We start from the raw sequence: 25735 nt of genomic DNA, 5'->3' as shown, positions 1-25735 counted from the left end.
GCCGAATGCGGGATGGGCGCCGTACCGCATGCACGTGCCATTGCGGACACCTGAAGGCGGAGAAGTCCGACGGGGCGAGGAAAAAAGGGGCAGCCGTGTTGATTAGTAAACCGAATGAAATGAGCACAAAGCGTGCGATCGCGAAGCGGGACTCCCGTTTCGCTTCGCGCGGGACGTGCGCGCGGCGGCGACGGGCAGCGGAGCCTCGCGCCGTGGCGGCGGCTTCATGGCATCGGGCAAGGCCTGCCGACATCAAATCGATTGCGATTGAGAGGGTCCGTTCTTCCATGGTCTTGCCTCCCGATGAATCGGTGCTCGTCGCGGTTTCGCTCGGCAACAAGATCCGCGCGCTTCGGCAGCGGCTGAAACTCACGCTCGACGAAGCGGCCACGACGGCAGGGATCTCGAAGCCATTCCTGTCGCAGGTCGAGCGTGGGCGCGCGACGCCGTCGATCACGTCGCTGGTCCGGATTGCGAAGGCGCTCGGCGTGACGATGCAGTACTTCATCGACACGCCGACCGAGGCGCGCTCGGTGTGCCGCGGCGACGCCCTGCGGTATTTCCAGTTCACGAACTCGGCGAGTTCCTTTGCCCGGCTGACGAATCTCGTGGACGGTCGCAAGCTCGACGCGATTCTCGTCAGGATACCGGCGGGGCAGTCGCCGTCGGAAGTGACGACGCATGCAGGCGAGGAGTTCCTCTATGTGATGCGCGGAAGGGTCGCGCTCACGCTGGAGGATTGCACGTTCGTGTTGAGCCCCGGCGACACCGCGCACTACGAGTCGACGCTGCCGCACGCGTGGCACAACACGGCCGATGAAGAAGCGGTGATCGTCTGGGTCGGTACGCCGCGGCTGTTCTAGCCCGTCGGGCCAGGATCATTCGAAACGGAAGGCAAGCAGCGCGCTCAGTGTAAGTAAATCAGTATTACGAATTAAACGATACGAAAGGATCGTGCGGCGTTCGAACTGCACGGCCGATTCGTTCGGGTCGCGGTGGTTGGCAGGTCGGAAATGGCGGACTCCGGCACACGGGTGCCCGGAGCGCGCGGCGGAATTCACGAGATTCGGACGCGCAGTGGGTGGGGTCGTACTGACGAGCGAGAGGAAACACGATGAAGCAAAGAGCACTAGCGTTGGCCATCAAACGAATGGTCTGGGCAGAACTGGCGCTTACCGCGACGCTGGCTGTGCCGGCTTTCGCACAGAGCCAGCCGGGCCCCGGCGCCGTCGCCGTGGCGGATGCGGTCGCGGCCAACGCGCCTGCGGCCACGACCGTCGCACAGGCCGGCGGCACCGCGAGCACGCCCGCCGCAACGGGGGCGGCCGCACCCGACGCGGCACCCGGTGCGGCCGCGACGGGCGACACGGTGCCCGCCGCCCCGGCCGCGAATGGGCAGGGCAAGGTCGCGCAGATCAAGCGTTTCGAGGTGACAGGCTCGCTGATCCGGCAATCCGACAAGACCGGCTTTCAGCAGGTCCAGACGATCACGCCGAAGGAGATCCAGGCCAGCGGCGCGGTGACGGTGACCGACTTCCTGCGCAATGCGACGGCCAACTCGGCGAACAGCTGGGGCGAGGGGCAGTCGGGCAACTTCGCGGCCGGCGCGGCCGGCATCGCGCTGCGCGGCCTGTCCGAGAAATACACGCTCGTGCTGGTCGACGGCCAGCGCGTGGCGCCGTATGCGTTCTTCTCGAACAGCGTCGATTCGTTCTTCGACCTCAACACGCTGCCGCTCAACGACATCGAGCGCATCGAAATCGTGAAGACGGGCGCGGTGTCGCAATACGGGTCGGACGCGATCGGCGGCGTCGTCAACATCATCACGAAACACGATTTCCGCGGGCTACAGCTCGACGGCAGCATCGGCAGCGCGATCAACGGCGGCAACGGCGACGGCACGACGAAGTTCGGCGTACTCGGCGGCTTTGGCGACCTGAACGCCGACCGCTTCAACGTGACGGCGGCGCTCAGCTACTACAAGTCGAACGGTTTCACGCTCGCCGATCGCGATTCGACGCGTAACCAGGACTTCACGGGCAAGCCGGGCGGCTTTTCGCTGCTCGCACCGTCCTACTGGAACATGCCCGACGGCAGTGCGCAGGCGTTGAACGGCTGCCCGTTCGGCGGGGCGGTTCGCCCGGCCGCGCCGAATTCGCTGTCGGCCGGCCTGCCGGGCACGATCTGCGCGTTCAACACGGCGGAAAGCACGTCGATCCTGCCGATGACCGAACGCCTGAACGCGAAGCTGCATGGCGACTTCAAGATCAACGACACGACGACGGCGTTCGCGGACTTCCTGGAAAGCTACAACACGACCACGACCAACGACGGCCTGTGGAACAACGTGATCGGCAACCCGCAGAGCCCGGCGCTCGTCTGGAATCCGCAGACGCAATTGTTGTCGCCGTTCAACACGGTCGTGCCGGTGACCAACCCGTACAACACGACAGGCGCGGCGACGCCGTTGACCTACGCGTTCCCGAACACGGTCGCGCAGAAGACCTGGGCGAACTACTGGCGCGCGGCGGCCGGCATCAAGGGTTCGTTCACGCTGCCGTACGGCGACTGGGACTGGGCGACGTCGGTCAGCCATTCGCAGAGCACGGTGTCGAACGTGTTCACGAATCAGCTGAACGTGAACGCGCTGAACAACATCTACCAGAACGGCACGCTGAATTTCGCGAACCCGGCCGCGACGCCGAACGCATTCAACGGCCTGTACCAGGAAGCGAACAATCTCGGCATCTCGAAGCTCGATACGATCGACGCGACGCTGTCGACGCCGGACCTGTTCCACCTGCCGACCGGCGACGTCGGCATCGGCTTCGGCGCGCAGTTCACGCACCAGAGCGAAACGCTGACGCCGGGTTCCGAGTACTTGAGCGGCGCGGTGATCACGCCCGATCTGCAGACGGTGAACGGCGCGCGCAACGTCGCGGCCGTCTATTACCAGGTCAACGTACCGATCCTGGAGAACCTGACGTTCAGCCAGGCAGGCCGCTACGACCACTACACGGACGTGGGTGGTGCGTTCTCGCCGCGCTTCGCACTGCGCTATCAGCCGATCAAGGCGCTCACGCTGTATACGTCGTACAACCGAGGGTTCCGTGCGCCGACCTTCGTCGAAGACAGCAAGTCCCAGACGCTCGGCATCCAGGTCGACCCGGCCACCGGCCAGAACTACACGTCGATCACGGTCGGCAACCCGAACCTCGCACCGGAACGCACGCGCAACTTCAACATCGGCTTCCAGGTCTCGCCGGCCCGCTACACGGATCTCGGCTTCGACTGGTACAAGATCCGCATCGACAACGTGATCGGGCAGGGCAAGCCGTCGCAGGTCGTGACGGACCCGACGACGGGCCAGTTGCTGTACAAGGTGATTCCGTACCAGAACCTCGGCTACCTCGACACGAACGGCTTCGAAGGTACGTTCCGCCAGGGGCTGCCGCTCAAGGGCTGGGGCATGCTCACGCTGTCGGGCGACTGGGCGTACGTCAACAGCTACAAGATCGGCTTCCCGGGCAGCGCACCGGTGAACGGCGCAGGCAACAACTTCACGATCACGCAGCCGTTCGGCGGCAGCTTCCCGCGCTGGCGCGGCAACACGACGCTGGACTGGAACTATCGCAAGTTCGACGCGGCGCTGACGTGGCAGTTCACGGGCCCGTACGCGCAGAACCTGATGCCGGAGCCGGCGAAGGTCGGCTCGTACAGCCAGTTCAACCTGATGGTGACGTATACGGGCTTCAAGAACTGGACGATCTACGGCGGCATCGACAACATCTTCAACCGCACGCCGCCGTACGATCCGATCTTCGCGAACGGCACGCTGAGCCAGAGCGGGTACGACACGTCGGTGTATTCGTACATCGGCCGCTTCGCGCAAGTCGGCGCGACGTACAAGTTCTGACGGCGATACGCGCAAGACCGACCAGCTTGGACGGGCCGCTCCACGTCCACTACCCCTAATTCGGAGCGGCCTTTTTTTTACCGGGCGCGATGACGGTACGGCCGAGTCCGACCGGCATCGACGACGTATGAATCGACAGGCATTGACCGCGTGCGGGCATCGGGCCGGCATGCTACCGGGTTGACTGAACATGAGACTGTTGAAATGGCGGCGGATGCCCGCGCTGATCGCGTGCGTGGCGCTGGCCGCGGTCATGCCGCCGGTCGCGCACGCGGTGCCGGCCATCGCGCAATACGACCAGCCGAAATACCCGCCGGGCTTTACGCATTTCGATTACGCGGATCCGCAGGCGCCCGACACCGGCGCGCTCAATTTCGAAAACTACGACGAAGCGCAGAGCTACGACTCGCTGAACCCGTTCCTCGTGCGCGGCTCGCCCGCGCCGGACATCAAGAACCTGATGTTCGACACGCTGATGCAGCGCAGCTGGGACGAACTCGCGTCCGAATACGCGTTGATCGCCGACGACGTCGAGGTGGCGCCGGACGGGCTGTCGGCGACGTTCCACATCAATGCGGCCGCGCGCTTCTCGAACGGCGACGCGATCACCGCGGCCGACGTCAAGTATTCGTTCGATACGCTGACGAGCCCGCAGGCGTCGCCGCTGTACAACGCGCAGTTCTCGATCATCCGGCGTGCGGTAGTCGTCGACGGTCACACGATCCGCTTCGACTTCAAGCATGCGGAGCGCGACGCCCCGCTGATCGCAGGCGACCTGCCGGTGTTCTCGCCGAAGTGGGGGCAGCGCGCGGACGGTACGCGACCGCCGTTCGACCAGATCGCGAACGTGCCGCCGATCGCGAGCGGCGCGTACCTGATCGAGCAGCGCAGGAACGACAAGCAGATCGTGTACGTGCGCAACCCGCACTACTGGGCCGCGAACCTGCCGTCGCGGCGCGGGATGTTCCGTTTCGCACGCGTGTCGTTCAAGCTGTACCTCGACCAGTACACGGCGCTCGAGGCGCTGAAGGCCGGCGACGTGGACGCGCGGATGGAATACAGCTCGACGCAGTGGGCGCGCAAGTACGTCGGCAAGAATTTTCGCAACGGACTGCTGACGAAGGGCGAATTCCCGGACGGCCCCGCACAGATGCAGGGTTTCCTGATGAACCTGCGCAAGCCGATGTTCCAGGACGTACGTGTGCGACATGCGCTCGCGCTGGCATTCGACTTCGACTGGATGAGCCGGATGATGTTCTACGGGCAGTACCGCCGCACCAACAGTTTCTGGGACGCGAGCCCGTTCGCCGCGTCCGGCATGCCGAGCGCGAAGGAGCTCGCGCTGCTCGACCCGTACCGGCCAACGCTGCCGCCGGAGGTGTTCGGCCCGATGATCAAGCAGCCGTCGACGCTGCCGCCGGGCTCGCTGCGCGCGAATCTCAGGCAAGCGCGCGACCTGCTCGCGCAGGCCGGCTGGCACTACCGCGACGGCGCGTTGCGCGACGCGAGCGGCACGCCGATGACGATCGAGATCATCGACGACCAGCCCGGCATGGATCGCCTGATCCTGCCGTACACGCAGGCGCTTGCGACGCTCGGCATCCATGCGTACCTGCACGAGATCGACAGCGCGCTCTACCAGAAGCGGCTCGACAATTTCGAGTACGACATGACGACATATATCTACTCGCCCGTGACGATCCCCGGCGCGGAGCTGACACGCCGTTTCGGCAGCGCGGCCGCGTCGCAGCCCGGCTCGGAGAACTATCCGGGCGTGAAGTCGAAGGCCGTCGACGCACTGATCCGCGCGGCGCTCGCGGCCAATACGCTCGAGGATCTCGAGACGGCCACGCACGCCCTCGACCGCGTGCTGATCAACCTGTACGTGCTGGTCCCGCAGTACTACATGCCGAACGCGCGGATCGCGTACAAGACGACGCTCGGCCATCCGGCGGTCGTGCCGGCTTCCTATCAGTACGAGGACTGGATCATCGACTACTGGTACGTGAAGCGGCCGGCCGCACGAGCGCAACCCGCTCCGGCGGCCTGACGGGGAGCAACGATGCTGGCATACATATTGAGGCGGCTGCTGCTGATGATTCCGACGCTGATCGGCGTGGTGACGATCACGTTCGCGGTCACGCAGTTCGTGCCGGGTGGCCCGGTGGAGCAAGTGCTCGCGCAGTTGCGCCACGGCAGCGCGCGGGGCGGCGAGGCGGGCGGAGGCGGGGGCGGCTACCACGGCAGCCAGGGCGTCGACCCGCAGCAGATCGAGCAGATCCGCAAGCAGTTCGGTTTCGACAAGCCGCCACTGGAGCGCTATCTGCTGATGCTGAAAAGCTATGCGACGTTCGACCTCGGCCAGTCCTACTTCGCGCACCGCAGCGTGTGGGCGGTCATCCGCTCCAAGCTGCCGGTGTCGATCACGCTCGGGCTGTGGACGGTGATCCTCACGTATCTGGTGTCGGTGCCGCTCGGCATCGCGAAGGCGGTGCGCAACGGCTCGCGGTTCGACACCGCGACGAGCGTGCTGGTGCTGACCGGCTACGCGGTGCCGGGCTTCGTGCTCGGCGTGCTGCTGCTGATGCTGTTCGGCGGCGGCACGTTCTGGCAGGTCTTTCCGATGCGCGGGCTCACGTCGGACAACTTCGACGAGCTGACGCTGGTCGGCAAGACCCTCGACTATCTGTGGCATGTCGCGTTGCCGGTGACGGCCTCGGTGGTCGGCAATTTCGCAATCGTCACGATCCTCACGAAGAACACGTTCCTCGACGAAATCGGCCGGCAATACGTGCTGACCGCGCGCGCGAAGGGCGCGCCGGAGCGCGACGTGCTGTGGAAGCACGTGCTGCGCAACGCTGCGATTCCGCTGCTCACCGGGTTGCCGGCCGCGTTCGTCGGCGCATTCCTGAACGGCAACCTGTTGATCGAGACGCTGTTCTCGCTCGACGGGATGGGGCAACTGTCGTACGACTCGGTGATCCGCCGCGACTACCCGGTCGTGCTCGGCTCGCTGTTCCTGTTCACCCTGATCGGTCTGCTGACCAAGCTTATCGCGGATATCTGCTATGTCCTCGTCGACCCCCGTATCCAGTTCAGCCGCCTGGACCACTGATCCGGCCGCCGTCGCGTGCACGGCGTCGCCGTCGCCGTGGCGACGCACGTGGCTGCGGTTTCGCGCGCAGCGGCTTGGCTACTGGAGCCTCGTGATCTTTGCCACGCTGTTCGCACTCAGCCTGCTGGCCGACGGATTGTCGAACGACCGGCCGCTGCTCGTGCGCTACGACGGACACTATTATTTTCCGATCCTGAATGATTATCCGGAAACGCAGTTCGGCGGTGATTTTCCGGCGAAGACCAACTATCTCGATCCATACATCCGCGCGAAACTCGAGTCGCATGGCAACTTCGCGATCTATCCGCCGAACCGCTACCGCTACGACACGATCGACTACTTCGCGTCGCGGCCGTATCCGGCGCCGCCGTCCGCGAGCAACTGGCTCGGCACCGACCAGTTCGGCCGCGACGTGCTCGCGCGGTTGCTGTACGGTTTTCGGCTGTCGGTGCTGATGGCGTTGGCGCTGACGGTGTCGGGCGTCGCGCTCGGCGTGCTGACGGGGGCGCTGCAGGGCTTCTACGGCGGGCGCACCGATCTCGTCGGGCAGCGCCTGATCGAGGTCTGGAGCGCGCTGCCCGACCTGTACCTGCTGATCATCTTCGCGTCGATCTTCGAGCCGTCGCTGTGGCTGCTGTTCGTCCTGCTGTCGATGTTCGGCTGGCTCGTGCTGTCCGACTACGTGCGTGCGGAGTTCCTGCGCAACCGTGCGCTCGACTACGTGAAGGCCGCGCGCACGATGGGGTTGTCGAACTGGCAGATCATGTGGCGACATGTGCTGCCGAACAGCCTGACGCCGGTGATCACGTTCCTGCCGTTCCGGATGAGCGCGGCGATCCTGTCGCTGACGAGCCTCGACTTCCTCGGCCTCGGCGTGCAGCCGCCGACGCCGAGCCTCGGCGAACTGCTGCAGGAAGGCAAGAACTACCTCGACGCGTGGTGGATCTCGATCTCCGCGTTCTCGGCGCTGGTCGTCACGCTGCTGCTGCTCACGTTCATGGGCGACGCGCTGCGCAACGCACTCGACATGCGCGCGCGCGGCTCGGCCTTCGGCGGGGAGCAACGATGACGGCCCCCTTGCTGGACATCCGGCGGTTCTCCGCGCACTTCGGCGCGAAAGCCGCCGTGCAGGATCTGAGCCTCTCGGTCGGACGCGGCGAGCGCGTCGCGCTCGTCGGCGAATCGGGCTCGGGCAAGAGCGTGACGGCACTGTCGATCCTGCGGCTCGCGCAGCAGGCGACGCTGTCGGGACAGATGCTGTTCGACGGCGAGGATCTGCTCGCCAAGACCGAGCAGCAGATGCGCGGCATCCGCGGCGCCGATATCGCGATGGTGTTCCAGGAGCCGATGACGGCGCTCAATCCGCTGTATACGATCGGCAAGCAGATCGCCGAGAGTCTGCGGTTGCACGAGGGGCTGCGGGCGGGCGAGGCGCGCGAGCGCGGCATCGCGCTGCTGCGGCGCACCGGGATTCCCGAGCCGGAACGGCGCATCGACAGCTTCCCGCACCAGTTGTCGGGTGGCCAGCGGCAACGCGCGATGATCGCGATGGCGCTCGCGTGCCGGCCGCGGCTGTTGCTCGCCGACGAGCCGACGACGGCGCTCGACGTGACGGTACGCCAGCAGATCGTCGACCTGCTGATCGAACTGCAGGAGCAGGAGGCGGCCGCGCGCGGAATGGCCGTGCTGCTGATCACGCACGACCTGAATCTCGTGCGGCGCTTCGCGCAGCGCGTGGCCGTGATGGAGCAGGGCGTGCTCGTCGAGACGAACACGACCGCCGCACTATTCGCCGCGCCGCAGCACGCGTACACGCGCCGGCTGCTGGACAGCGCGCCGCAACGCGCCGTGCAGCCGGTCGCGGCTGGCGCGCAGACGATCCTCGACGTGCAGCAACTCGCCGTCGATTACCGCATCGCTGCGAAGGGCTGGCGCGCGGTGTTCGGCAAGACGGCGTTCCGGGCCGTGCACGACGTGAAGCTGAGCCTGCGGCGCGGCGAGACGCTCGGCATCGTCGGCGAATCGGGATCGGGGAAATCGACGCTGGCGGCGGCCGTGCTCGGCCTGCAGCGGCCGGCGTCGGGCGACATCGAGATCGACGGCATGCCGCTGGCGTTGCTGCGCACGACCCGCGGCCGGCGCGCGCTGTACGGCCGCATGCAGGTCGTGTTCCAGGATCCGTTCGGCTCGCTGTCGCCGCGCATGACGGTCGAGCAGATCGTCGGCGAGGGGCTTGCCGTGCACCGGCCGACGGCGGCCGGCGCCGCGCGGCGCGCGCGGATCGCGGCCCTGCTGCAGGAGGTCGGCCTGCCGGCCGAAGCGATGCTGCGCTATCCGCACGAATTTTCCGGCGGCCAGCGCCAGCGCATCGCGATCGCACGCGCGCTGGCGGTCGAGCCGGAACTGCTGGTGCTGGACGAGCCGACGAGCGCGCTCGACGTGTCGATTCAGAAGCAGGTCCTGAATCTGCTGACGAATCTGCAAAAGAAGTACGCACTGAGCTACCTGTTCATCACGCACGATCTCGCGGTGATGCGCGCGATGGCTCACCGGGTCATCGTGATGAAGGCGGGACGCGTGGTCGAGGAGGGCGATACGCTCGACGTGTTGCACGCGCCGTCCCACCCGTATACGCAGGCGCTGCTCGCGTCGTCGATGCTCGCGCCGGAACCGGGGCCGCAGCAGAGGGAAGGGGGCGCGGATGATTGACGTGAAGCGGGCGCGGGGCGCCCGTGCCGTTCGCTGAGGCGCCGCGATGCCGTCGTTCTTCATCGACCGCCCGGTGTTCGCGTGGATCGTCGCGCTCGCGATCGTCGTCGCGGGCATGCTCGCCATTCCGCAATTGCCGATCGCGCAGTATCCGCGTCTTGCGCCACCGCGCGTCGTGATCACCGCGACCTATCCCGGCGCGTCGACCGAGACCGTCGACGGCGACGTCGGCAGCATCATCGAGGAAAGCCTCGACGGCGCCGACGGGCTGCAGTACTACGAGACGAGCAGCGACGGTCACGGCAACCTCGAGATCGACGTGACGTTCGCGCCCGGCACCAATCCGGACATCGCGCTCGTCGACGTCAACAACCGGCTGAAGCAGGTCGAGCCGCGGCTGCCGCAACAGGTCGTGCAGCAGGGCATCGGCGTGTTCAAGGCCGCCAACACGTTCCTGATGCTCGTCACGCTGACGTCGACCGACGGCACGCGCGACTCCGCGCAGCTCGGCGACTATCTGAACCGCTACGTGCTGCGCGAACTGAAACGTGCGCCGGGCGTCGGCGCGGCCGAGCTATGGGACGCCGACGAGGCGCTGCGGGTCTGGCTCGATCCGAACAAGTTGCGCGAATACGACCTCGGCGCCGACGACGTGATCGCGGCGATCGGCGTGCAGAACGCGACGGTGACGGCCGGCGCGATCGGCGATGCGCCGTTCGTGCACGGCCAGCAGCTCACCGCGACGATCGTCGTCAAGGGGCAGTTGACGTCGCCGGAGGAGTTCGGTCGGATCGTGCTGAAGTCGAAGCAGGACGGTTCGGTGGTGCGCGTCGCCGACGTCGCCCGCGTCGAAATCGGCCGCGACGACTATTCGTTCTATTCGCGGCTGAACGGCCGTCCGGCGGCCACCGTCGGCATCCAGCTCGGCCCGCGCGGCAACGCGCTCGAAACGTCCGACGCGATCCGCGCGCGGCTTGCCGAGCTGTCGAAGACGCTGCCGCCGGGCGTCGCGGTCGAGATTCCGTTCGACGGCGCGCATTTCGTCAAGATCGCCATCCGCGAAGTCGTGCTGACGCTCGCCGAGGCCGTCGTGCTGGTGTTCTGCGTGATGTGGCTGTTCCTGCGCGAGCTGCGCTACACGCTCGTGCCGACGGTGGTGATTCCCGTCACGCTGATGGGCGCGTTCGTCGCGATGTGGGCGTTCGGGCTGTCGATCAACGTGTTCACGATGTTCGGCCTCGTGCTGGCGATCGGCATCCTCGTCGACGATGCGATCGTCGTGGTCGAGAGCGTGCATCGCGTGATGGAGGAGGGGGTGTCGCCGCGCGATGCGACGCGCCGCGCGATGAAGCGGATCGGTGGGGCGATCGTCGGCGTGACGGCAGTGCTGACCGCCGTGTTCGTGCCGATGGCGTTCTTCCCGGGCAGCGTCGGCGGCATCTACCGGCAGTTTGCGGTGTCGATGATCGCGTCGATGCTCGTGTCGTCGTTCATGGCACTGTCGCTCACGCCGGCGCTGTGCGCGAACCTGCTGAAACCGGTCGGCCGTCACGAAGGCGGCGGCCGCGTGCCGCGACGCAACCTCGGCGCGCGCCTGGCCGACCGCTTCGGTGTCGGATTCGCGCGCGCGGAGGCCGGCTATCGGCGCCTGACCGTGGCCGCGGTACGCCGCACGGGCGCGGTCGCGGGCATCTACGTCGCACTCGTGGCCGTGTGCGGGCTGCTGTCCTGGATGATGCCGGGCGGTTTTCTGCCGACCGAGGACCAAGGGCAACTGCAGGTGATGATCCAGTTGCCGGCTGGCGCCACGCAGGCGCGCACGGCCGCGGTCGTCCAGCGCGTCGAGGCGATCCTGCGGGCGGAGGCGGCCGTCGCGAACGTGACGAGCGTGATCGGCTGGAGTTTCGCGGGGAGCGGGCAGAACGTCGGGATGGCATTCGTCGAGCTGAAGGACTGGTCGCAGCGCGACGTCGATGCGATGACGTTGCGCGATCGGCTCAACCGGCGTTTCGACGCGATTCTCGACGGCGACGTACAGGCGACGCTGCCGCCGTCCGTGCCCGGCCTCGGTCACGCGGACGGCTTCACGTTCCGTCTCGAGGATCGTGGCGGGGTCGGGCTCGACGCGCTGAAGGCCGCTCGCGAGCAACTGGCCGCGCGCGCGAAGGCGGACCCGGCACTCGCGTCCGTGCATTTCGAGGACTTGCCGGATGCGCCGCGCATCGAGCTCGACGTCGATCGCGCGAAGGCGTATGCGCTTGGCGTGCCGTTCGAGCGCATCGCGGGGCTGCTCGGCGGCACGTTCGGCTCGAACTACGTCAACGATTTTCCGGCGTCGGGCCGGATGCGCCGCGTGATCATCGAGGCCGATCCGGGCGCGCGCGCGACCGACGCGCAACTGATGGCGCTGACGGTGCCGAACCGGACGGGGGACATGGTGCCGCTGTCGGCTATTGCCGCGCCGCACTGGACGGTCGGGCCCGTGATGCTGAATCGCTACGACGGCTACCCGTCGCTCGACGTCAGCGGCCGGGCGGCGACCCACACCAGTTCGGGCGCGGCGATGGCGGAGATGGAGCGGCTGGCCGCCATGCTGCCGGCCGGGATCGGTTACGACTGGGTCAACGCGGCGCGCGAGGAGCGGATCGCCGAGCGGCAGACGCCGCTGCTGGTCGGGTTGTCGGTGCTCGCGGTATTCATGGCGCTCGCCGCGCTGTACGAAAGCTGGACGATTCCACTGTCGGTGCTGACGATCGTGCCGCTCGGCGTCGTGGGCGCGTTGGCGGCGGCGCTCGCGCGCGGGATGCCGAACGACGTGTACTTCAAGGTCGGGATGATCACGGTGATCGGGTTGTCGGCGAAGAATGCGATTCTGATCGTGCAGTTCGCACGCGAACTCGTCGCGCGCGGCGTGCCGCTGCGGCTGGCGGTGGTGGAGGCGGCGGCCGCGCGGTTTCGGCCAATCGTGATGACGTCGATGGCGTTTCTGCTCGGCGTCGTGCCGTTGGTGCTGGCGACCGGTGCGGGCGCGGAAAGCCGGCGTTCGATCGGGACCGGCGCGTTCGGGGGCGTGCTGGCGGCGACGATGTTCGGGCTGGTGTTCGCGCCGGTGGCGTTTCGGGTCGTCGTGTCCATCAGCCGGCGCGGGCGACATGCGGCGGTGACGAAGCGCATGGAAACGGCCGGGAATCTGGAGGTCGACTGATGTGCGCGACGCTACGCACGTGCTCGAAGGGTCTCTATATCAGGAATCCTATCTGTTTATCGAAGCACACCGTCCAGGGCCGACCGGGAAATCCCATTCTCGAGGGGTGCCCGTCTCAGCTAAACAAAATAGTTTGGACCGGCGAGCGCCTGCAGTGTGCTCCATTGCGGCGCATTCGAGAGCGCGTGAAAAAGCAGACGAACAAGGAAGAAAGGCGGCGGTTGCAGTTGATGAACCATATCGGTTTTTATTCGGCACCAACCGAGTGCATCCACTGCACCTAAACAAAGTTATGTGTCATCAAATATTTTTTGACGCGTCGATTCTGTCCTGCTATGTTCGCGTCCACGTAAAGATTGGTAGTGAACGGTAATGGGGATTCCGTGCATTAAGACTTTCAAAGCGAATACGTAAAGCAGTCCTTCAGCGGACGACTGCCTTTCCTGGCAGCGCATACGCTCTGGTTGATGAAGCGCCATGGTGCGAATGTGCCAAGTGCCGTTTGCGGTGCGGCTTGCATGCGGCCGTTCGATGCATGGATATATCGATTTGTATAATTAGCGATGCTAATTTTATATGAATGTCGTTTCTTTTAATTAGGTTTAATTGTTGTTGTAAACACAAGAAATAAAGTTGAAAGAAGCGGGCGGTCGGACGGAATGGTTGTGAGCACAAGATGACGAATCAGGAATGCGGGGCAACGCTATTTAAAGGCCGGCGAATCTCCGTTCATACAAAAAGGTCAGGCCTTGCGACGACAGAGGGGTGTTATGAAACCAACGGCTTTGGGATCGGCAATACGCAGCATCGCATGGGCTGAAGTCGCGTTGACGGCGGCTTTGGGTACCTCCGCTTACGCGCAGACGACGCCTGTCGACGGGGGCGTCGCCGCCGGGCAAACCGGCAGCACTGCCGCTGAGGCGCCCGCGCCGGCATCGGGCGCCGCCGCGGGCGGGCAGACCGTGAAAAAGCTCGACAAGTTCGAGGTGACGGGCTCGCTGATCCGTACGTCCGACAAGGTCGGCCACACCGAAGTGCAGGTCATCACCGCGAAGGAAATCCAGCAAAGCGGATACACGACGGTCGCCGATTTCCTGCGTTCGACCTCGGCCAATTCCGCCAGCAGCTGGGGCCAGACGACGATGAACAGCTCGGCCCCCGGCGGCGCCGGCATGGCGTTGCGCGGGCTCAGCGAGAAATACACGCTCGTGCTCGTCGATGGCCAGCGCGTCGCGAACTATGCGCAGTCGGTGAACTTCACCGACACGTTCTTCGACGTCAACGCGATTCCGCTGAACATGGTGGAGCGCGTCGAGATCGTCAAGACCGGCGCGGTGTCCGTCTACGGGTCGGACGCGATCGCGGGCGTCGTCAACATCATCACGAAGAAGAACTTTCAGGGCCTGCAGATCGACGGCCAACTCGGCAAGGCTCAGCATCCGGGCGACGGGCAGGGCAACTTCAGCGTACTGGCCGGCTTCGGCGATCTGAATTCGGATCGCTTCAACGTCACCGCGGCCGCCAGCTATTACCGCGATTCGGGCTCGACGCTCGGCGATCGCGACATGACGTCGGCGCAAGACTTCACGCAATATCCCGGCGGCCTGGCCGCGCCGCTCGGGCCGAACCAGCAGTCGTACTGGTCGCTGGCGGATGGCTCGAAGGTGCCGCTTTCGCCGTGCCCGCCGGGCAGCAAGACGAGCGCGACCAATTGCACGTACAACCCGGCCGCCTCGACATCGCTCGTTCCGTCCACGACGCGCCTGAACGCGAAGGTGCGCGCCACCTTCAAGATCGACGACAACACGCAGGCCTATGCGGGCTTCTGGGTGAGCCGCGATGAAACCGTCCAGTCGCAGGGGCCGGCCTCGATCTCTAGCACGACGAACGTCTACAACCCGTCGACCGGATCCGTTTCGCCGTTGCCGCGCACCGTACCGGTGAGCAACCCCTATAACCCGTTCGGCGTGCCGACGGCGATCAACCTGACCTTCCCGGCCAACGTCGTGGGGGCGGATACGATATCGACGTTCTGGATGGCGAATACCGGCGTCAAAGGCTCGTTCGACGCGGGCAGGTTCGGCGCGTGGGACTGGTCGGCCGATTACGGCCACTCGCAGAGCACGGTCGATACGACGTACAGCAACCGGATCAACGTCGCGGGCCTCGAGAACATGCTCGCCAACGGCACCTACAACTTCTCGAACCCGGGCTCCACGCCGAACGGCCTGAAGGGTGTTTTCACGGACGACGATCAGCAGGCCATCTCGAAGGTCGACAGCGTGACGGCCAAGGCTTCGACGTCGAATCTGTTCACGCTGCCCGGGGGACCCGTCGGTCTGGGCCTGGGCACCGAGTTCCGCCACGAATCGTCGACGATCAACCCGCAGACGCTCGCGTCGCAAGGCGTATCCGCGCCCGCGAACGTGCAGACGGTGGAAGGTTCGCGCAACGTCGCCGCCGCGTTCTACCAGGTCGACATTCCGATCCTGCGCAACCTGACGTTCACGCAGGCGGGCCGCTACGATCACTACAGCGACTTCGGCGGGGCGTTTTCGCCGAGCTTTGCGCTGCGTTTCCAGCCCGTGCAAATGCTGACGACGTATGCATCGTATAGTCGCGGCTTCCGCGCGCCGACCCTCGTCGAAAACTCGCAGGCCGTTTATCTCTCTCACCAGAACCTCGTCGATCCGAACGATCCGAGCGGTGTGCCGACGAAGCACTTCACGACGGAGCAAGTCGCGGGCAATCCGAATCTTCAGCCCGAGCACACGAAGAACTACAACATCGGCTTCCAGCTTTCGCCCGACGCGATGACCGATATCGGCGCGGCGTTCTACAAGGTCCGCATCGACGGCGTCATCGGCACCGACGATCCGAACGCGGTGCTCGTCGCCAACGATCCCTCCCGCGTCGTGCGCAACGCCGACGGGTCGGTGCGTTACCTCGTTCAGCATTTCGTGAACCTCGGCGCGCTCGACACCGATGGTTTCGATCTGAACTTCCGCAAGGCGCTGCGCACCAAGTACGGCACGTTCACGCTCTCGGGCGACTGGGCCTATGTGTGGCACTTCAAGCTGCACAGCCCCGGAACCGCGCCGCAGGACTTCGCCGGCAACAACCTTGCGCTGCTGCAGCCGTTCGGCGCGAGCAACCCGCGCTGGAAGGGCAATACGAGCCTGAGCTGGGACTACCGGCAACTGACCACCACGCTGACCTGGCAATACACGGGGCCCTATACGAACGCCGTGGCCGCCGAATTCGGCGACGGCGGCACGGGCTCGGTGGCGTCGTACAGCCAGTTCAACCTGATGTTCAACTACCGCGGCTTCAAGCATTGGACGATTTACGGCGGTATCACGAACCTCTTCGACAAGAAGCCGCCGTTCGACGTCGAGTGGCAAGCCGTGCCCGACATCACGGGCTATGACCAGTCGCTCTACACGGACCTTGGCCGTTTCTTCCAGGTCGGCGCGACGTACCGGTTCTGACGGCGAGGAAGCCGCCAGGCGGCAACCGGTCCCGGCGCGCGGCGCGCGCCGGGACGACGAAGGATGGGCACGGACCGGATCGGCTACATCGCGCAGAAATACAGTGGTCGAGATGCAGGTTCGATCCGCGCTTGAGGCGCACCTCGTAGGCGTCTTCGTGGTCTTCCTTCCGGACTGGCAGCCAGCCTCAAGTGCGGAGATGTAAGGTTTCGCGGCCAGCGTGCCGTGTCACGGAATGCCGCGCTGGCGCTCGGCGCGTCGTGGCTGATCGACGATTTCGAGGCGCGATCGAGCCGCCGGGGCGCATAAATCCGGTCGCGCCGGCCGGGTCATATGCCGACGCGTTGTTTCGTCGGGTTTACGCGCCAAACCGCATCATTTTCTCACCATATGAAATCGCCGAAACCCCGCGCCAGCGGGCGTTTACGCCGATCCCGGCCGGTGCATCAAAAACGATCCATTTAGCGAAGCGCGGGGAGGGGGATGCGATTTTCCGGGTGCGGGGTCGGGTGTTCGTGAGTCGGCCCCGCTGGCAAACCCGAGTCATTCGCGCGATTTCAGCCCTCTGGCGGGCTGGCAGCGCCATCGTAATCCTGCGTGCCTCGACGCGTCAGACAGGGCTAGCGGCCCGCGATCGCGTCGGTGGGAATCAAACGGCGATAGCACAATTTGCTATCATTCGATATCAAGTGATATCAAATTGTGCTATCACGAGTCTATGAAGACGAAACACGCCCGCACGCTGAGCGCGATCTACACGAAGCCGACCCTGGGCGGCATCGTGTTCGCGGATATCGAAGCATTGGTTGTCGCGTTGGGCGGCAGCATTCACGAAGGCGCCGGGTCGCGCATTGCCTTCGAGCTGAACGGGACGCGCCGATACCTGCACCGCCCGCATCCGGGCAAAGAGGCGAAGCGCTATCAGGTAGCGGATGTGCGCGAGTGGTTCAATGAAATGGGGATAAAGCCATGACCAACGCAATGACGTACAAGGGCTATTACGCCCGCGTCGACTTCGACGGCCGCGACAATATTTTTGTCGGGCATGTGCTCGGCGTCGATGACAAGATCAGCTTTCACGGCGAGACGGTCGCCGAACTGACGGACGACTTTCACGCGGCCGTCGACCATTACCTCGACGAGTGCGCACGCACGGGCCGAGCGCCGCAAAAGCCGGCGTCGGGAAAGCTGATGTTGCGCATCAATCCGGAAACGCACGCGGCCGTCGGTGTCGCGGCGGCCGTTGCAGGCAAGAGCGTAAATCAGTGGTCGGAAGAGGTGCTCGGGCGCGCTGCGCGCGAAGTGTTAGAACGCGCCGCACACGTTTGATCGAGGTCCGAAATATGACCAAAGATGTTCAATCGCGATGGTTGGTTTGGCCAAAACGGGCGCTATACACGGCGACAAATGCCGGCCTCTTTTTCGTGGGAGCCGCTAACCTCGGCGATCTGGTCGGCACGCTCGACGAAGCGAAGAAAATGCAGAACGAGCGCGCGCATCACGGCGTTCGGGCTCGGCGGCCACGCGACCAAAGACGCTGAAAAGTACGTTCGCGCCATGAACACGATGGGCGTCAGCACGTCCGACAACATGACGTTGATGCGCGACGCGTGGTCGATCTTCGCCGACGAGCATCACGCTCAAATGGTCATGCCGACGCTGTCGAAGATGAAGTTTGCTAGCGATTCAATTTGACATAATCAACATTATCGTCGGTTTTGGTTGTAGCAGCCATATCCTAATGTCGTGTTCTGGCTATTTACAGATGTCGTGTTTTTGACTGCTGGCATGCTGGACGGCTCGTTGAGTAAGCCCGGGAGCCGACCATGCAGCCAGCCGGATTGGTGACACTGACGATGCGAGAGCTTGATCGACTCAAGGTAATCCAGGCCGTGGTGGACACGGGCTTGAAGCCTGGGCGTGCGGCTGAACGGCTGGGCCTGAGCGTGCGCCAGGTGGAACGGCTGATCATCCGATATCGAGAGCAAGGAGCCAGCGGCGTAGCTTCGGGCCGTCGCGGCCGGCCGGGCAACCGCAAGCTCGACGCCGGGCTGGCGTTACGTGCCCTGACCGTTATTCGCGAGCGCTACGCTGATTTCGGGCCGACGCTGGCGTGCGAGAAGCTCTGGGAGTGCCACGGCATTCGGCTGGCCAAGGAGACGGTCAGGAGGCTGATGACGGACGCGGGCTTGTGGATTCCACGTCGACAGCATCCGCTGAAGGTTTATCAGTTGACCGTCTGGCTGAAATCACTTTTAAATAGCCGGCAGGCGGACATCTGAATCCTGGTATGACACGCGTTGTCAAACCCGGATTCAGGCGATGCGAAACACGGAGTTGAATCGTAGTCCAAATTGTTTCAGTGTCGACCATCCTCTGCGCGATCGCGTCGCGCTCGACCGCACGCACGCAGGCGGCCGCCGCACCCTTCGCCGCACCGATACGCCGGATGTCCAGCGTCGGTGAATCGATCGGCCTCGTATCCCGGGCCGTCGAGATCCCCCTGAACCGTCCATTCACCCTGCAACTACCACTACTGCCAGTACCTGCGCTGTCCGTGGCCCCTTAATCTTGTCGTCACCACTGGCGCGCCGTCGAAGGCCGCGCCGCTTCGACCGGGGACACGAAAGATGCCATTTGACTGGACGCAGGAGCAGCACGCGACGCGTACGCGGTTTCGCCATATCGGCGCGGGGATCGCCGCCGCCGTCGCACATGACGGCAACGCGCCCGCCCGATTCGACGAAGCCGGCTGGACGCGGCTCGGGCACGAAGGATTGTGGGACATGATCGTGCCGGAGACGTATGGAGGCGACGGTCACGGCTGGTGGCATTTTTCCGCGGCGCTGGAAGGGCTTGCATCGTCGATCCGCCGTCCGGCGCTGCTGCTGTCGGTGATCGCGCAGGCCGGCATGGTGCGCGCGCTCGAGCGACATGGCACGGCGGCGCAGCAGGACCGCTATTTCGGCGCGATCCTGCGCGGCGAACTGAGCGCGACCGCGATTGCCGAGCCGGGCACCGGCACCGACGTGCGCAGTATCGCGACGACGCTCGTCGAGCACGGCGACGGCTATCGGCTGACCGGCAGCAAATTCAATATCGCGCATGCACCGCTTGCGCGTTTCATCCTCGTCGTCACGCGCATCGAAACGCCGGGTCGGCGCAACACCGCGCTCGTGATCGTCGATCGCGACCAGCCGGGCATGACGGTGGCCGCGCCCGACCGCAAGCTCGGCCTCGACGACCTGCCCACCGGCGCGCTGCATTTCGACGACTGTCCGATCATGCGCGGCCAACTGCTCGGCGAACCGGGTGCCGGGCTCGGCAACCTGATCGACATCATCTCGCTCGGCCGTCTCTATTACGGCCTCGTCGCCGCCCAGGTGACGGCGCCCTATCTGCGCGATGCGATCGGCTATTGCCGCGAGCGACGCAGCTTCGACAGCACGATCGACACGCATCAGTACGTGCAGCGCCGCCTCGTGGACCTGCAGATCGGTATCGAGCGCGGCACGTGGCTCGCGCGCGGCGCGCTCGCGCAGTTGCTGACGGACCATCCGCAAGCGTTGATGACGTGCTCGATCGCGAAGCTGGTCGGCGCTCAGGATCTCGTCGACAGCGCGCTCGGCCTCGTGCGGCTGTACGGCAGCCTCGGCTACCAGGCCGGGCCGGTGGCCGCGTTCGCCTCGGACGCGCTGGGCTTCATGAGCGTCGGCGGCACCGAGGAAATGCATCGCAAGAACATCTTCAACCAGATGATGCGCGCTGGCTGATCGCCCGCGCCATCGCCACGCGTACCACGCGCCCTACAGGAAACCACGCATGACACCGACGAACCGACGCCCTTCCCGCCTGCGCCGCTCCTGGCTGTTTCTCGCCGGCGCCGATCACGATGCGCTCGTTGACGGCACCGCGAGCGGTGCGGACGTCCTGATCCAGGAACTGGAAACCTTTACTCCTCCCGACCGGCGCCCGGCCGCGCGCGAACTGAGCGAGCGGGTGCTCGCGGGCTGGCGCGATGCCGGCGTGCTGGCGTCCGTGCGCGTGAATCCGCTCGACGCGGGCGGCATCGACGACCTGCGCGCCGCGATGCGCGGGCGCCCGGACATCGTGATGATGTCGTACGTCGCGACGCCCGAGCAGGTCGTCGCGCTCGACGAAGCCGTCACACGTTTCGAGCGCGAGTACGGCATCGCGCCGGGCTCGACCGAGCTCGTGCCGAACGTCGAGACGACGCTCGGTCTCGTGAACACGATGGCGATCGCGCGCTCGAGCCCGCGTGTATCGGCCGTGCTCGTCGCGACCGAGGACATGGTGGCCGACATGGGCGCCGAGCGCACCCGTGCGGGTCGCGAGCTCGACTACGTGCGCTCGCGCTTTCGCGTCGAATGCGCGGCGGTCGGCGTGACCGCGATCGACTGCCCGTACAGCTATGCCGACAACGAAGGTGCTGAACTCGACATGCGCGTGTCGCGTGGCCTCGGCTATCAGGCGAAAGCGATCGTCAACGCGCAGTTCGTGCCGGTCGTCAATCGCGTACTGACGCCGACGGCCGACGAAGTCGCCCTCGCCCGCCGCGTGATCGACGCGTTCGACCACGCGCGGCGCGCCTCCGGCGGCCGTCGCGTTGCCGCCGCCGTCGTCGACGGCTTCCTCGCGGAAGTCCCCGACTATCTCGCCGCGCATCGGTTGATCGCCCGCGCGACGCAATTCGGCATCGCATGAGTGTCGCCATGGATACGATCGCAACGCGCCTGAAGGCGCTGAAAACGCTCGCCCACGCTGCGCCGCACGTGGCGACCGACAACTGGGCCGGCACGCCGCACGCGCAGTTCGAACGCTGGCTCGACGAGGCCGTGACCGCCGGCGCACTGGAACCGCAAGTAACGACGCTGTCGACGGTCCACCCGGACGGACGGCCCGATGCGCGGTCCGTCGTGCTGCTGAATGTGGACGCTCGCGGCTGGCATTTCGCGGCGAACGCGCGCAGTCCCAAGGGGCGCCAGCTCGCGAACCGGCCGTTCGCGGCGCTGACTTTCTACTGGCCGGTGATCGCGAGCCAGATCCGGCTGAGCGGCCCGGTCGAGCGGTTGCCGGCCGCCGAAGGCCATGCCGATTTCGCGGGTCGCCCCGAGCGGTCGCGCGCGAGCATTCTGGCCGGACGGCAAAGCGAACGGCTCGACGATCCCGCCGACCTGACGCGTGCGATCGACGCGCAGCTCGAGCGTCTGGCCGCCGATCCCGCGCTCGTGTCGGAGGACTGGCACCTGTATGCGCTGGCGCCCGACGAAGTCGAGTTCTGGCGGGCCGACAGTTCGCGCCGTTTCGCGCGGCAGGCTTACCGTCGCGCCGGCGCGCGCTGGGAACGGTGTGCGCTATGGCCGTGATGTCCGCCGAACCGCCGTCGCTGCCGCGCGACGGCATGCATGACCGCCTGCACGACGACACGCGGCTCGCGCACGCGGGCCGCGACAGCGCCGCGTGGCACGGCTTCGTCAATCCGCCCGTCTACCATGCGTCGACCGTGCTCAGCCCGACGGTGTCGGATTTGCTGAACCGCACGCAGCCGTATATCTACGGCCGTCGCGGCACGCCGACGACGGAAGCGCTCGAGCGCGCGGTGACGAGCCTCGAGGGGGGAGCCGGCGCGGTGCTGTGCCCGTCGGGCCTGTCCGCGTGCACGCTCGCGCTGCTGTCGTGCCTGAAGCCTGGCGACCATCTGCTGATGACCGCATCGGTCTACGGCCCGGTGCGTCACGCATGCGAAGGCGTGCTTGCGCGGCTCGGCGTCGAGACGACGTGGTACGGCGGCAGCACGTCCGTCGCAGCCGCGTTTCGTCCGAACACGCGCGCGCTGTACGTCGAAGTGCCCGGGTCCTACACGTTCGACATGCACGACATCCCTGCCCTCGTGCGGCTCGCGCACGCACACGGCGCCCAGGTCATCGCGGACAACAGCTGGGCCACGCCGCTGTTCTTTCAGCCGCATGCGTTCGGGATCGACCTGTCGATCCAGGCCGCCACCAAGTATCTGGTCGGGCACTCGGATGCGATGCTCGGCACGGTGTCGGCCAGCGCGCGCGCGTGGCCCGCGTTGAAGCAACTGCATGGCGATCTCGGGCTGTGCGCGGGCCCCGACGACGTGTATCTCGCGCTGCGCGGGTTGCGCACCCTCGGCGTGCGGTTACGGCAGCACCAGCGCAACGCGCTCGCGGTCGCGAGCTGGCTCGACGGGCGTCCCGAGGTGCAGCGCGTGCTGTATCCGGCCTTGCCGGGCGACGACGGGCACGCGCTGTGGCGCCGCGATTTCCGTGGCGCGTCGGGGCTGTTCTCGGTCGTGCTGCAGCCGGCTCCCGCGCACGCGATCGACGCGTTGCTCGATCACCTGACGCTGTTCGGGCTCGGCTATTCGTGGGGCGGCTACGAGAGTCTCGCGCTGCCGTTCGAGCTGGATGCGCACGGCCTCGCGGCGCGCTGGCCGTCCGGCAGCCGCGGCGTGCGCCTGCACATCGGGCTCGAGGATCCGGACGACCTGATCGCCGACCTGGCGGCTGGCCTCGATCGCTACGCGGCATGCGCGTCGATCGCCGCCTGCGAGGATGCGTCGCGATGCTGACCGTCTGGGGCCGCCGCACGTCGTTCAACGTGCAGAAGGTGTTGTGGCTGATCGGCGAGCTCGGCCTGCCCTACCGGCATATTCCGGTCGGCGGCGAGCACGGCTCGCTGCAGACGCCCGCGTTCGCGGCGCTGAATCCGACCTGCCGGATTCCAGTGATCGACTGGGACGGCGACGTCGTATGGGAGTCGCACACGATCCTGCGCTATCTGGCCGCGCGGGTGCCGAACAATCCGTTTTGGTGTCGCGACACGTTCGCACGTTCGCGCGCGGAGCGCTGGATGGACTGGTCGCAGACCGCGCTCGAACCCGACGTGATGACCGGATTGTTCTGGGCACTCGTGCGAACGCCACCGGAGCGGCGCGACGATGCGATCGTGCGCGACAAGGCCGCGCGCAGCGCCATGCATTACCGGCTGCTCGACCGGCTGCTGTCGACCCAGCCGTTTCTCGGCGGCGCGACGCCGGGCTTGGCCGACATTCCGGCCGGCGCGACGCTGTTCCGCTATTTCTCGCTCGACGTCGAGCGGCCGCCGCTGCCGCACGTCGAGGCCTGGTACGCCCGCCTGTGCCGACGGCCCGCCTACCGCGAACAGGTGATGGTGTCGTTCGACGCGTTGCGCGGCCAGCCGGGCTGATCTTCTACCGACTCTTCTACCGACCACACGACATGACGCACTCCGCACTTCGTCCGATCCTGATCGTGCTGCATCGCGAACAGTCGAGCCCCGGCCGGATCGGCCGGCTGCTCGCCGCGCGCGGCCATCCGCTCGACATCCGCCGTCCGCCGCTCGGCGATCCGTTGCCGACGACGCTCGCCGACCATGCCGGCGCCGTGGTGTTCGGCGGCCCGATGAGCGCCAATGACGGCGATCGCTGGATCCGCGACGAGATCGACTGGATCGGCGTGCCGCTGCGCGAGGCGGCGCCGTTTCTCGGCGTCTGCCTCGGCGCGCAGATGATGATCCGCCATCTGGGCGGTCGCGTGAGCGCGCATCGGGACGGACGCGCGGAAATCGGCTACTGGCCGATCGCCGCGACGCCGGCCGGCCGGCGGCTCGGTTCATGGCCGTCGCACGTGTACCAGTGGCATCGCGAGGGCTTCGAGCGCGTTGCCGGGCTCGAGATTCTCGCGACGGGCGAGCATTTCGAGAACCAGGCCGTCCGTTACGGGTCGTGCGCGTACGGTGTCCAGTTCCATCCGGAAGTGAGCTATCCGATGATGCGGCGCTGGAGCACGGCCGCCGCGCACAAGCTCGCGGCGCCCGGCGCGCAGGATCTCGCGACGCAGGCGAGCGAAGGCTGCCGCCACGACCGCTCGACGGCCGCGTGGCTCAGCGCGTTTCTCGACCGTTGGCTCGACGAGACGCCGGCATCAGGTCGGCACCGTCACGTCGGAGATGCTGATCAGCCCCCACTCGACCGCGCGCAGCACGGCTTCGTGCCGACGTGACACGTTGAACTTGCGGCGAATGTTCATGAAGTGGAAGTTGATGCACGACTCGGTCACGTTCAGGATGTGGCCGATTTCCCATGAGGTCTTGCCGGCCGCATGCCAGCGCAGGCACTCGACCTCCCGCCGGCTGAGGCGCGGCACGCTGTCGGGCGGTGCGTGGCAGCGCGTGCCGGCGATCGCTTCGCATGCGATGTCGCGCAACAACGTAAGCGCGGCCAGATGCCGGTCGCAGCGCTCGCGCGTGGCGGCGAGATCGTCCGCGCTTGCGCACGACAGCATGCCGACCTCCCCCTTCGGGCCGCGCACGGGCAGCACGACGCCGCTGCGCATGCCGTACGCGGCCGCCGCTTCGTAGCACGGCCGTTGCCCGGGCAATCCGAACAGCGCGTCGTCCCAGACGAGCGGCAGCGCCGAACGAAAGCAATGCTGCAGCATCGGGTCGATGCGGTCGAACTGCCGCTGCCGGTACAGCGCCGTCCAGCCCGGCACGCCGCTGCTCCACTTGCGCGCGAGATCGAACGATGCGCCGGTAAACGGCAACACGATCAGTACGACCTTGTCGAATCCCATGCCGGCGGCCGCGTCGGTCATCCGCTGCCATGACGCGTCCGTGTCGCCGGGTACCAACCATTTCAGACAATCCAGTCCTTTCATACAAGCCACCCCGTTTATTCGTTGAAATCTTCAATCAGGCGGACTTGCGCAACCGGTTCGAGGCGTTGCGCGCGAACGGGCCGCGCTAGACCGCCTCGGTCAGTCGTCGCCGACCCGCCTGCTTCGCGTCATCCAGCGAAGCCGCGACGTCGAACGGAATCCCGAACGCCTTTTCGATGCCGGACGCGTTGGCGATGGCCGCTTCACGCTCGTTCGGGTCCGGTTCGACCGACACGAGCGCGCGGCAGACCGCGGCGAGCGCGGCGCGGTTTTGCTTGAGCCACATGCCGCGCTCCTTGCGGTCGTCGTGCGGCTCGTCGGGGCGGGCCGGCGGAAAGATCATGACAAACGGCTCGCCGTGCCGCATCAGCGCGTGCATGTCGTCGAGCCAGCGTTGTGCGTAGCCGCGGGATGCGATTGCATCGTTGCGCACGACGACGAGCGGAAATTCCGCGACGTCGAATACGGCGAGCGTCGCCAGTGCGGGCGGCGTATTTCCGGCGTGGTGGGTAGGCATCGGGTCAATCTCCATCGAATTGAACAGCATGGGTCGGAACGGGCCGCGCAGCACTC

The 25735-nt window shown here is 66.1% G+C and carries 18 protein-coding genes and 2 pseudogenes; 18 read left to right on the top strand and 2 right to left on the bottom strand.

Annotated features, from left to right (window positions below):
- Window positions 1-287 precede the first annotated feature (287 nt).
- From WS54_RS21915 to WS54_RS21830, 18 genes and pseudogenes are all read left to right on the top strand, one after another.
- A complete protein-coding gene (locus tag WS54_RS21915; RefSeq protein ID WP_034207361.1) occupies window positions 288-863 on the top strand; it encodes a helix-turn-helix domain-containing protein in 576 nt (191 codons plus the stop codon).
- A 251-nt stretch (window positions 864-1114) separates the two neighbouring features.
- Window positions 1115-3916 carry a TonB-dependent receptor gene (locus WS54_RS21910; RefSeq protein WP_059785855.1) on the top strand — a complete coding sequence of 934 codons (2802 nt, stop codon included), beginning with the start codon at window positions 1115-1117 and terminating at the stop codon, window positions 3914-3916.
- Between the two features lie 190 nt (window positions 3917-4106).
- Window positions 4107-5966, top strand: a complete 1860-nt coding sequence (locus tag WS54_RS21905; RefSeq protein WP_059785852.1) for an extracellular solute-binding protein — start codon at window positions 4107-4109, stop codon at window positions 5964-5966.
- A gap of 12 nt (window positions 5967-5978) precedes the next feature.
- Entirely contained in the window at window positions 5979-7031 is a 1053-nt protein-coding gene (locus WS54_RS21900) for a microcin C ABC transporter permease YejB (RefSeq protein ID WP_059785850.1), read from the top strand.
- Complete coding sequence (locus tag WS54_RS21895; protein ID WP_059785847.1) at window positions 6985-8100, top strand: ABC transporter permease; 1116 nt, start codon at window positions 6985-6987, stop codon at window positions 8098-8100. Before WS54_RS21900 ends, WS54_RS21895 begins: the two co-directional genes overlap by 47 nt.
- Entirely contained in the window at window positions 8097-9740 is a 1644-nt protein-coding gene (locus WS54_RS21890; RefSeq protein WP_059785846.1) for an ABC transporter ATP-binding protein, read from the top strand. Before WS54_RS21895 ends, WS54_RS21890 begins: the two co-directional genes overlap by 4 nt.
- Before the next feature lie 46 nt (window positions 9741-9786).
- Window positions 9787-12945 (top strand): multidrug efflux RND transporter permease subunit, encoded by a 3159-nt coding sequence (locus WS54_RS21885; protein ID WP_059785843.1) that lies wholly within the window; start codon window positions 9787-9789, stop codon window positions 12943-12945.
- Window positions 12946-13715: 770 nt separating this feature from the next.
- The gene (locus WS54_RS21880) at window positions 13716-16436 is read left to right on the top strand and encodes a TonB-dependent receptor plug domain-containing protein (RefSeq protein WP_059785840.1); all 2721 of its coding nucleotides are present in this window, start codon (window positions 13716-13718) and stop codon (window positions 16434-16436) included.
- Window positions 16437-17154: 718 nt separating this feature from the next.
- Window positions 17155-17409 (top strand): type II toxin-antitoxin system HicA family toxin, encoded by a 255-nt coding sequence (locus tag WS54_RS21875; RefSeq protein ID WP_059785835.1) that lies wholly within the window; start codon window positions 17155-17157, stop codon window positions 17407-17409.
- Window positions 17406-17765, top strand: coding sequence for a type II toxin-antitoxin system HicB family antitoxin (locus WS54_RS21870; protein WP_034207352.1), 360 nt, complete (start codon window positions 17406-17408; stop codon window positions 17763-17765). Before WS54_RS21875 ends, WS54_RS21870 begins: the two co-directional genes overlap by 4 nt.
- Window positions 17766-17863: 98 nt before the next feature.
- A pseudogene (locus WS54_RS21865) lies at window positions 17864-18128 on the top strand (hypothetical protein); the annotation flags it as partial.
- Between the two features lie 134 nt (window positions 18129-18262).
- Window positions 18263-18667 (top strand): annotated as a pseudogene (locus tag WS54_RS21860) (helix-turn-helix domain-containing protein); the annotation flags it as partial.
- A 399-nt stretch (window positions 18668-19066) separates the two neighbouring features.
- The gene (locus tag WS54_RS21855) at window positions 19067-20209 is read left to right on the top strand and encodes an acyl-CoA dehydrogenase family protein (protein ID WP_059785828.1); all 1143 of its coding nucleotides are present in this window, start codon (window positions 19067-19069) and stop codon (window positions 20207-20209) included.
- A 49-nt stretch (window positions 20210-20258) separates the two neighbouring features.
- Window positions 20259-21161: an HpcH/HpaI aldolase/citrate lyase family protein gene (locus WS54_RS21850; RefSeq protein ID WP_059785824.1), complete on the top strand. Its 903-nt coding sequence runs from the start codon at window positions 20259-20261 to the stop codon at window positions 21159-21161.
- 8 nt (window positions 21162-21169) lie between these two features.
- Window positions 21170-21823, top strand: coding sequence for a pyridoxine/pyridoxamine 5'-phosphate oxidase (locus WS54_RS21845; RefSeq protein WP_034207347.1), 654 nt, complete (start codon window positions 21170-21172; stop codon window positions 21821-21823).
- Complete coding sequence (gene metC, locus WS54_RS21840; protein WP_059785991.1) at window positions 21823-23052, top strand: cystathionine beta-lyase; 1230 nt, start codon at window positions 21823-21825, stop codon at window positions 23050-23052. The genes WS54_RS21845 and metC overlap by 1 nt, the downstream gene beginning before the upstream one ends.
- Complete coding sequence (locus WS54_RS21835; protein ID WP_082725191.1) at window positions 23046-23690, top strand: glutathione S-transferase family protein; 645 nt, start codon at window positions 23046-23048, stop codon at window positions 23688-23690. The genes metC and WS54_RS21835 overlap by 7 nt, the downstream gene beginning before the upstream one ends.
- A 32-nt stretch (window positions 23691-23722) precedes the next feature.
- On the top strand, window positions 23723-24505 hold the full coding sequence (locus WS54_RS21830; RefSeq protein WP_082725188.1) for a glutamine amidotransferase: 783 nt from the start codon (window positions 23723-23725) through the stop codon (window positions 24503-24505).
- Here WS54_RS21830 and WS54_RS21825 read toward each other — a convergent pair.
- Complete coding sequence (locus WS54_RS21825) at window positions 24428-25162, bottom strand: autoinducer binding domain-containing protein (RefSeq protein WP_060260633.1); 735 nt, start codon at window positions 25160-25162, stop codon at window positions 24428-24430. The two genes, WS54_RS21830 and WS54_RS21825, sit on opposite strands and share 78 nt — an antisense overlap.
- Window positions 25163-25247: 85 nt before the next feature.
- The gene (locus tag WS54_RS21820) at window positions 25248-25733 is read right to left on the bottom strand and encodes a hypothetical protein (protein ID WP_230624922.1); all 486 of its coding nucleotides are present in this window, start codon (window positions 25731-25733) and stop codon (window positions 25248-25250) included.
- Window positions 25734-25735 lie beyond the last annotated feature (2 nt).

Origin of the sequence: Burkholderia sp. NRF60-BP8 (assembly GCF_001522585.2) — a bacterium.
In the GTDB taxonomy this organism is placed as follows: Bacteria; Pseudomonadota; Gammaproteobacteria; order Burkholderiales; family Burkholderiaceae; genus Burkholderia.
This window is presented reverse-complemented; position numbering and strand designations above follow the sequence as displayed.

What these genes read in the sequence shown, in the direction of transcription:
- WS54_RS21915 (WP_034207361.1), top strand. Translation starts at nt 288, where the DNA reads ATGGTCTTGCCTCCCGATGAATCGGTGCTCGTCGCGGTTTCGCTCGGC.
- WS54_RS21910 (WP_059785855.1), top strand. Translation starts at nt 1,115, where the DNA reads ATGAAGCAAAGAGCACTAGCGTTGGCCATCAAACGAATGGTCTGGGCA.
- WS54_RS21905 (WP_059785852.1), top strand. Translation starts at nt 4,107, where the DNA reads ATGAGACTGTTGAAATGGCGGCGGATGCCCGCGCTGATCGCGTGCGTG.
- WS54_RS21900 (WP_059785850.1), top strand. Translation starts at nt 5,979, where the DNA reads ATGCTGGCATACATATTGAGGCGGCTGCTGCTGATGATTCCGACGCTG.
- WS54_RS21895 (WP_059785847.1), top strand. Translation starts at nt 6,985, where the DNA reads ATGTCCTCGTCGACCCCCGTATCCAGTTCAGCCGCCTGGACCACTGAT.
- WS54_RS21890 (WP_059785846.1), top strand. Translation starts at nt 8,097, where the DNA reads ATGACGGCCCCCTTGCTGGACATCCGGCGGTTCTCCGCGCACTTCGGC.
- WS54_RS21885 (WP_059785843.1), top strand. Translation starts at nt 9,787, where the DNA reads ATGCCGTCGTTCTTCATCGACCGCCCGGTGTTCGCGTGGATCGTCGCG.
- WS54_RS21880 (WP_059785840.1), top strand. Translation starts at nt 13,716, where the DNA reads ATGAAACCAACGGCTTTGGGATCGGCAATACGCAGCATCGCATGGGCT.
- WS54_RS21875 (WP_059785835.1), top strand. Translation starts at nt 17,155, where the DNA reads ATGAAGACGAAACACGCCCGCACGCTGAGCGCGATCTACACGAAGCCG.
- WS54_RS21870 (WP_034207352.1), top strand. Translation starts at nt 17,406, where the DNA reads ATGACCAACGCAATGACGTACAAGGGCTATTACGCCCGCGTCGACTTC.
- WS54_RS21855 (WP_059785828.1), top strand. Translation starts at nt 19,067, where the DNA reads ATGCCATTTGACTGGACGCAGGAGCAGCACGCGACGCGTACGCGGTTT.
- WS54_RS21850 (WP_059785824.1), top strand. Translation starts at nt 20,259, where the DNA reads ATGACACCGACGAACCGACGCCCTTCCCGCCTGCGCCGCTCCTGGCTG.
- WS54_RS21845 (WP_034207347.1), top strand. Translation starts at nt 21,170, where the DNA reads ATGGATACGATCGCAACGCGCCTGAAGGCGCTGAAAACGCTCGCCCAC.
- metC (WP_059785991.1), top strand. Translation starts at nt 21,823, where the DNA reads ATGTCCGCCGAACCGCCGTCGCTGCCGCGCGACGGCATGCATGACCGC.
- WS54_RS21835 (WP_082725191.1), top strand. Translation starts at nt 23,046, where the DNA reads ATGCTGACCGTCTGGGGCCGCCGCACGTCGTTCAACGTGCAGAAGGTG.
- WS54_RS21830 (WP_082725188.1), top strand. Translation starts at nt 23,723, where the DNA reads ATGACGCACTCCGCACTTCGTCCGATCCTGATCGTGCTGCATCGCGAA.
- WS54_RS21825 (WP_060260633.1), bottom strand. Translation starts at nt 25,162, where the DNA reads ATGAAAGGACTGGATTGTCTGAAATGGTTGGTACCCGGCGACACGGAC.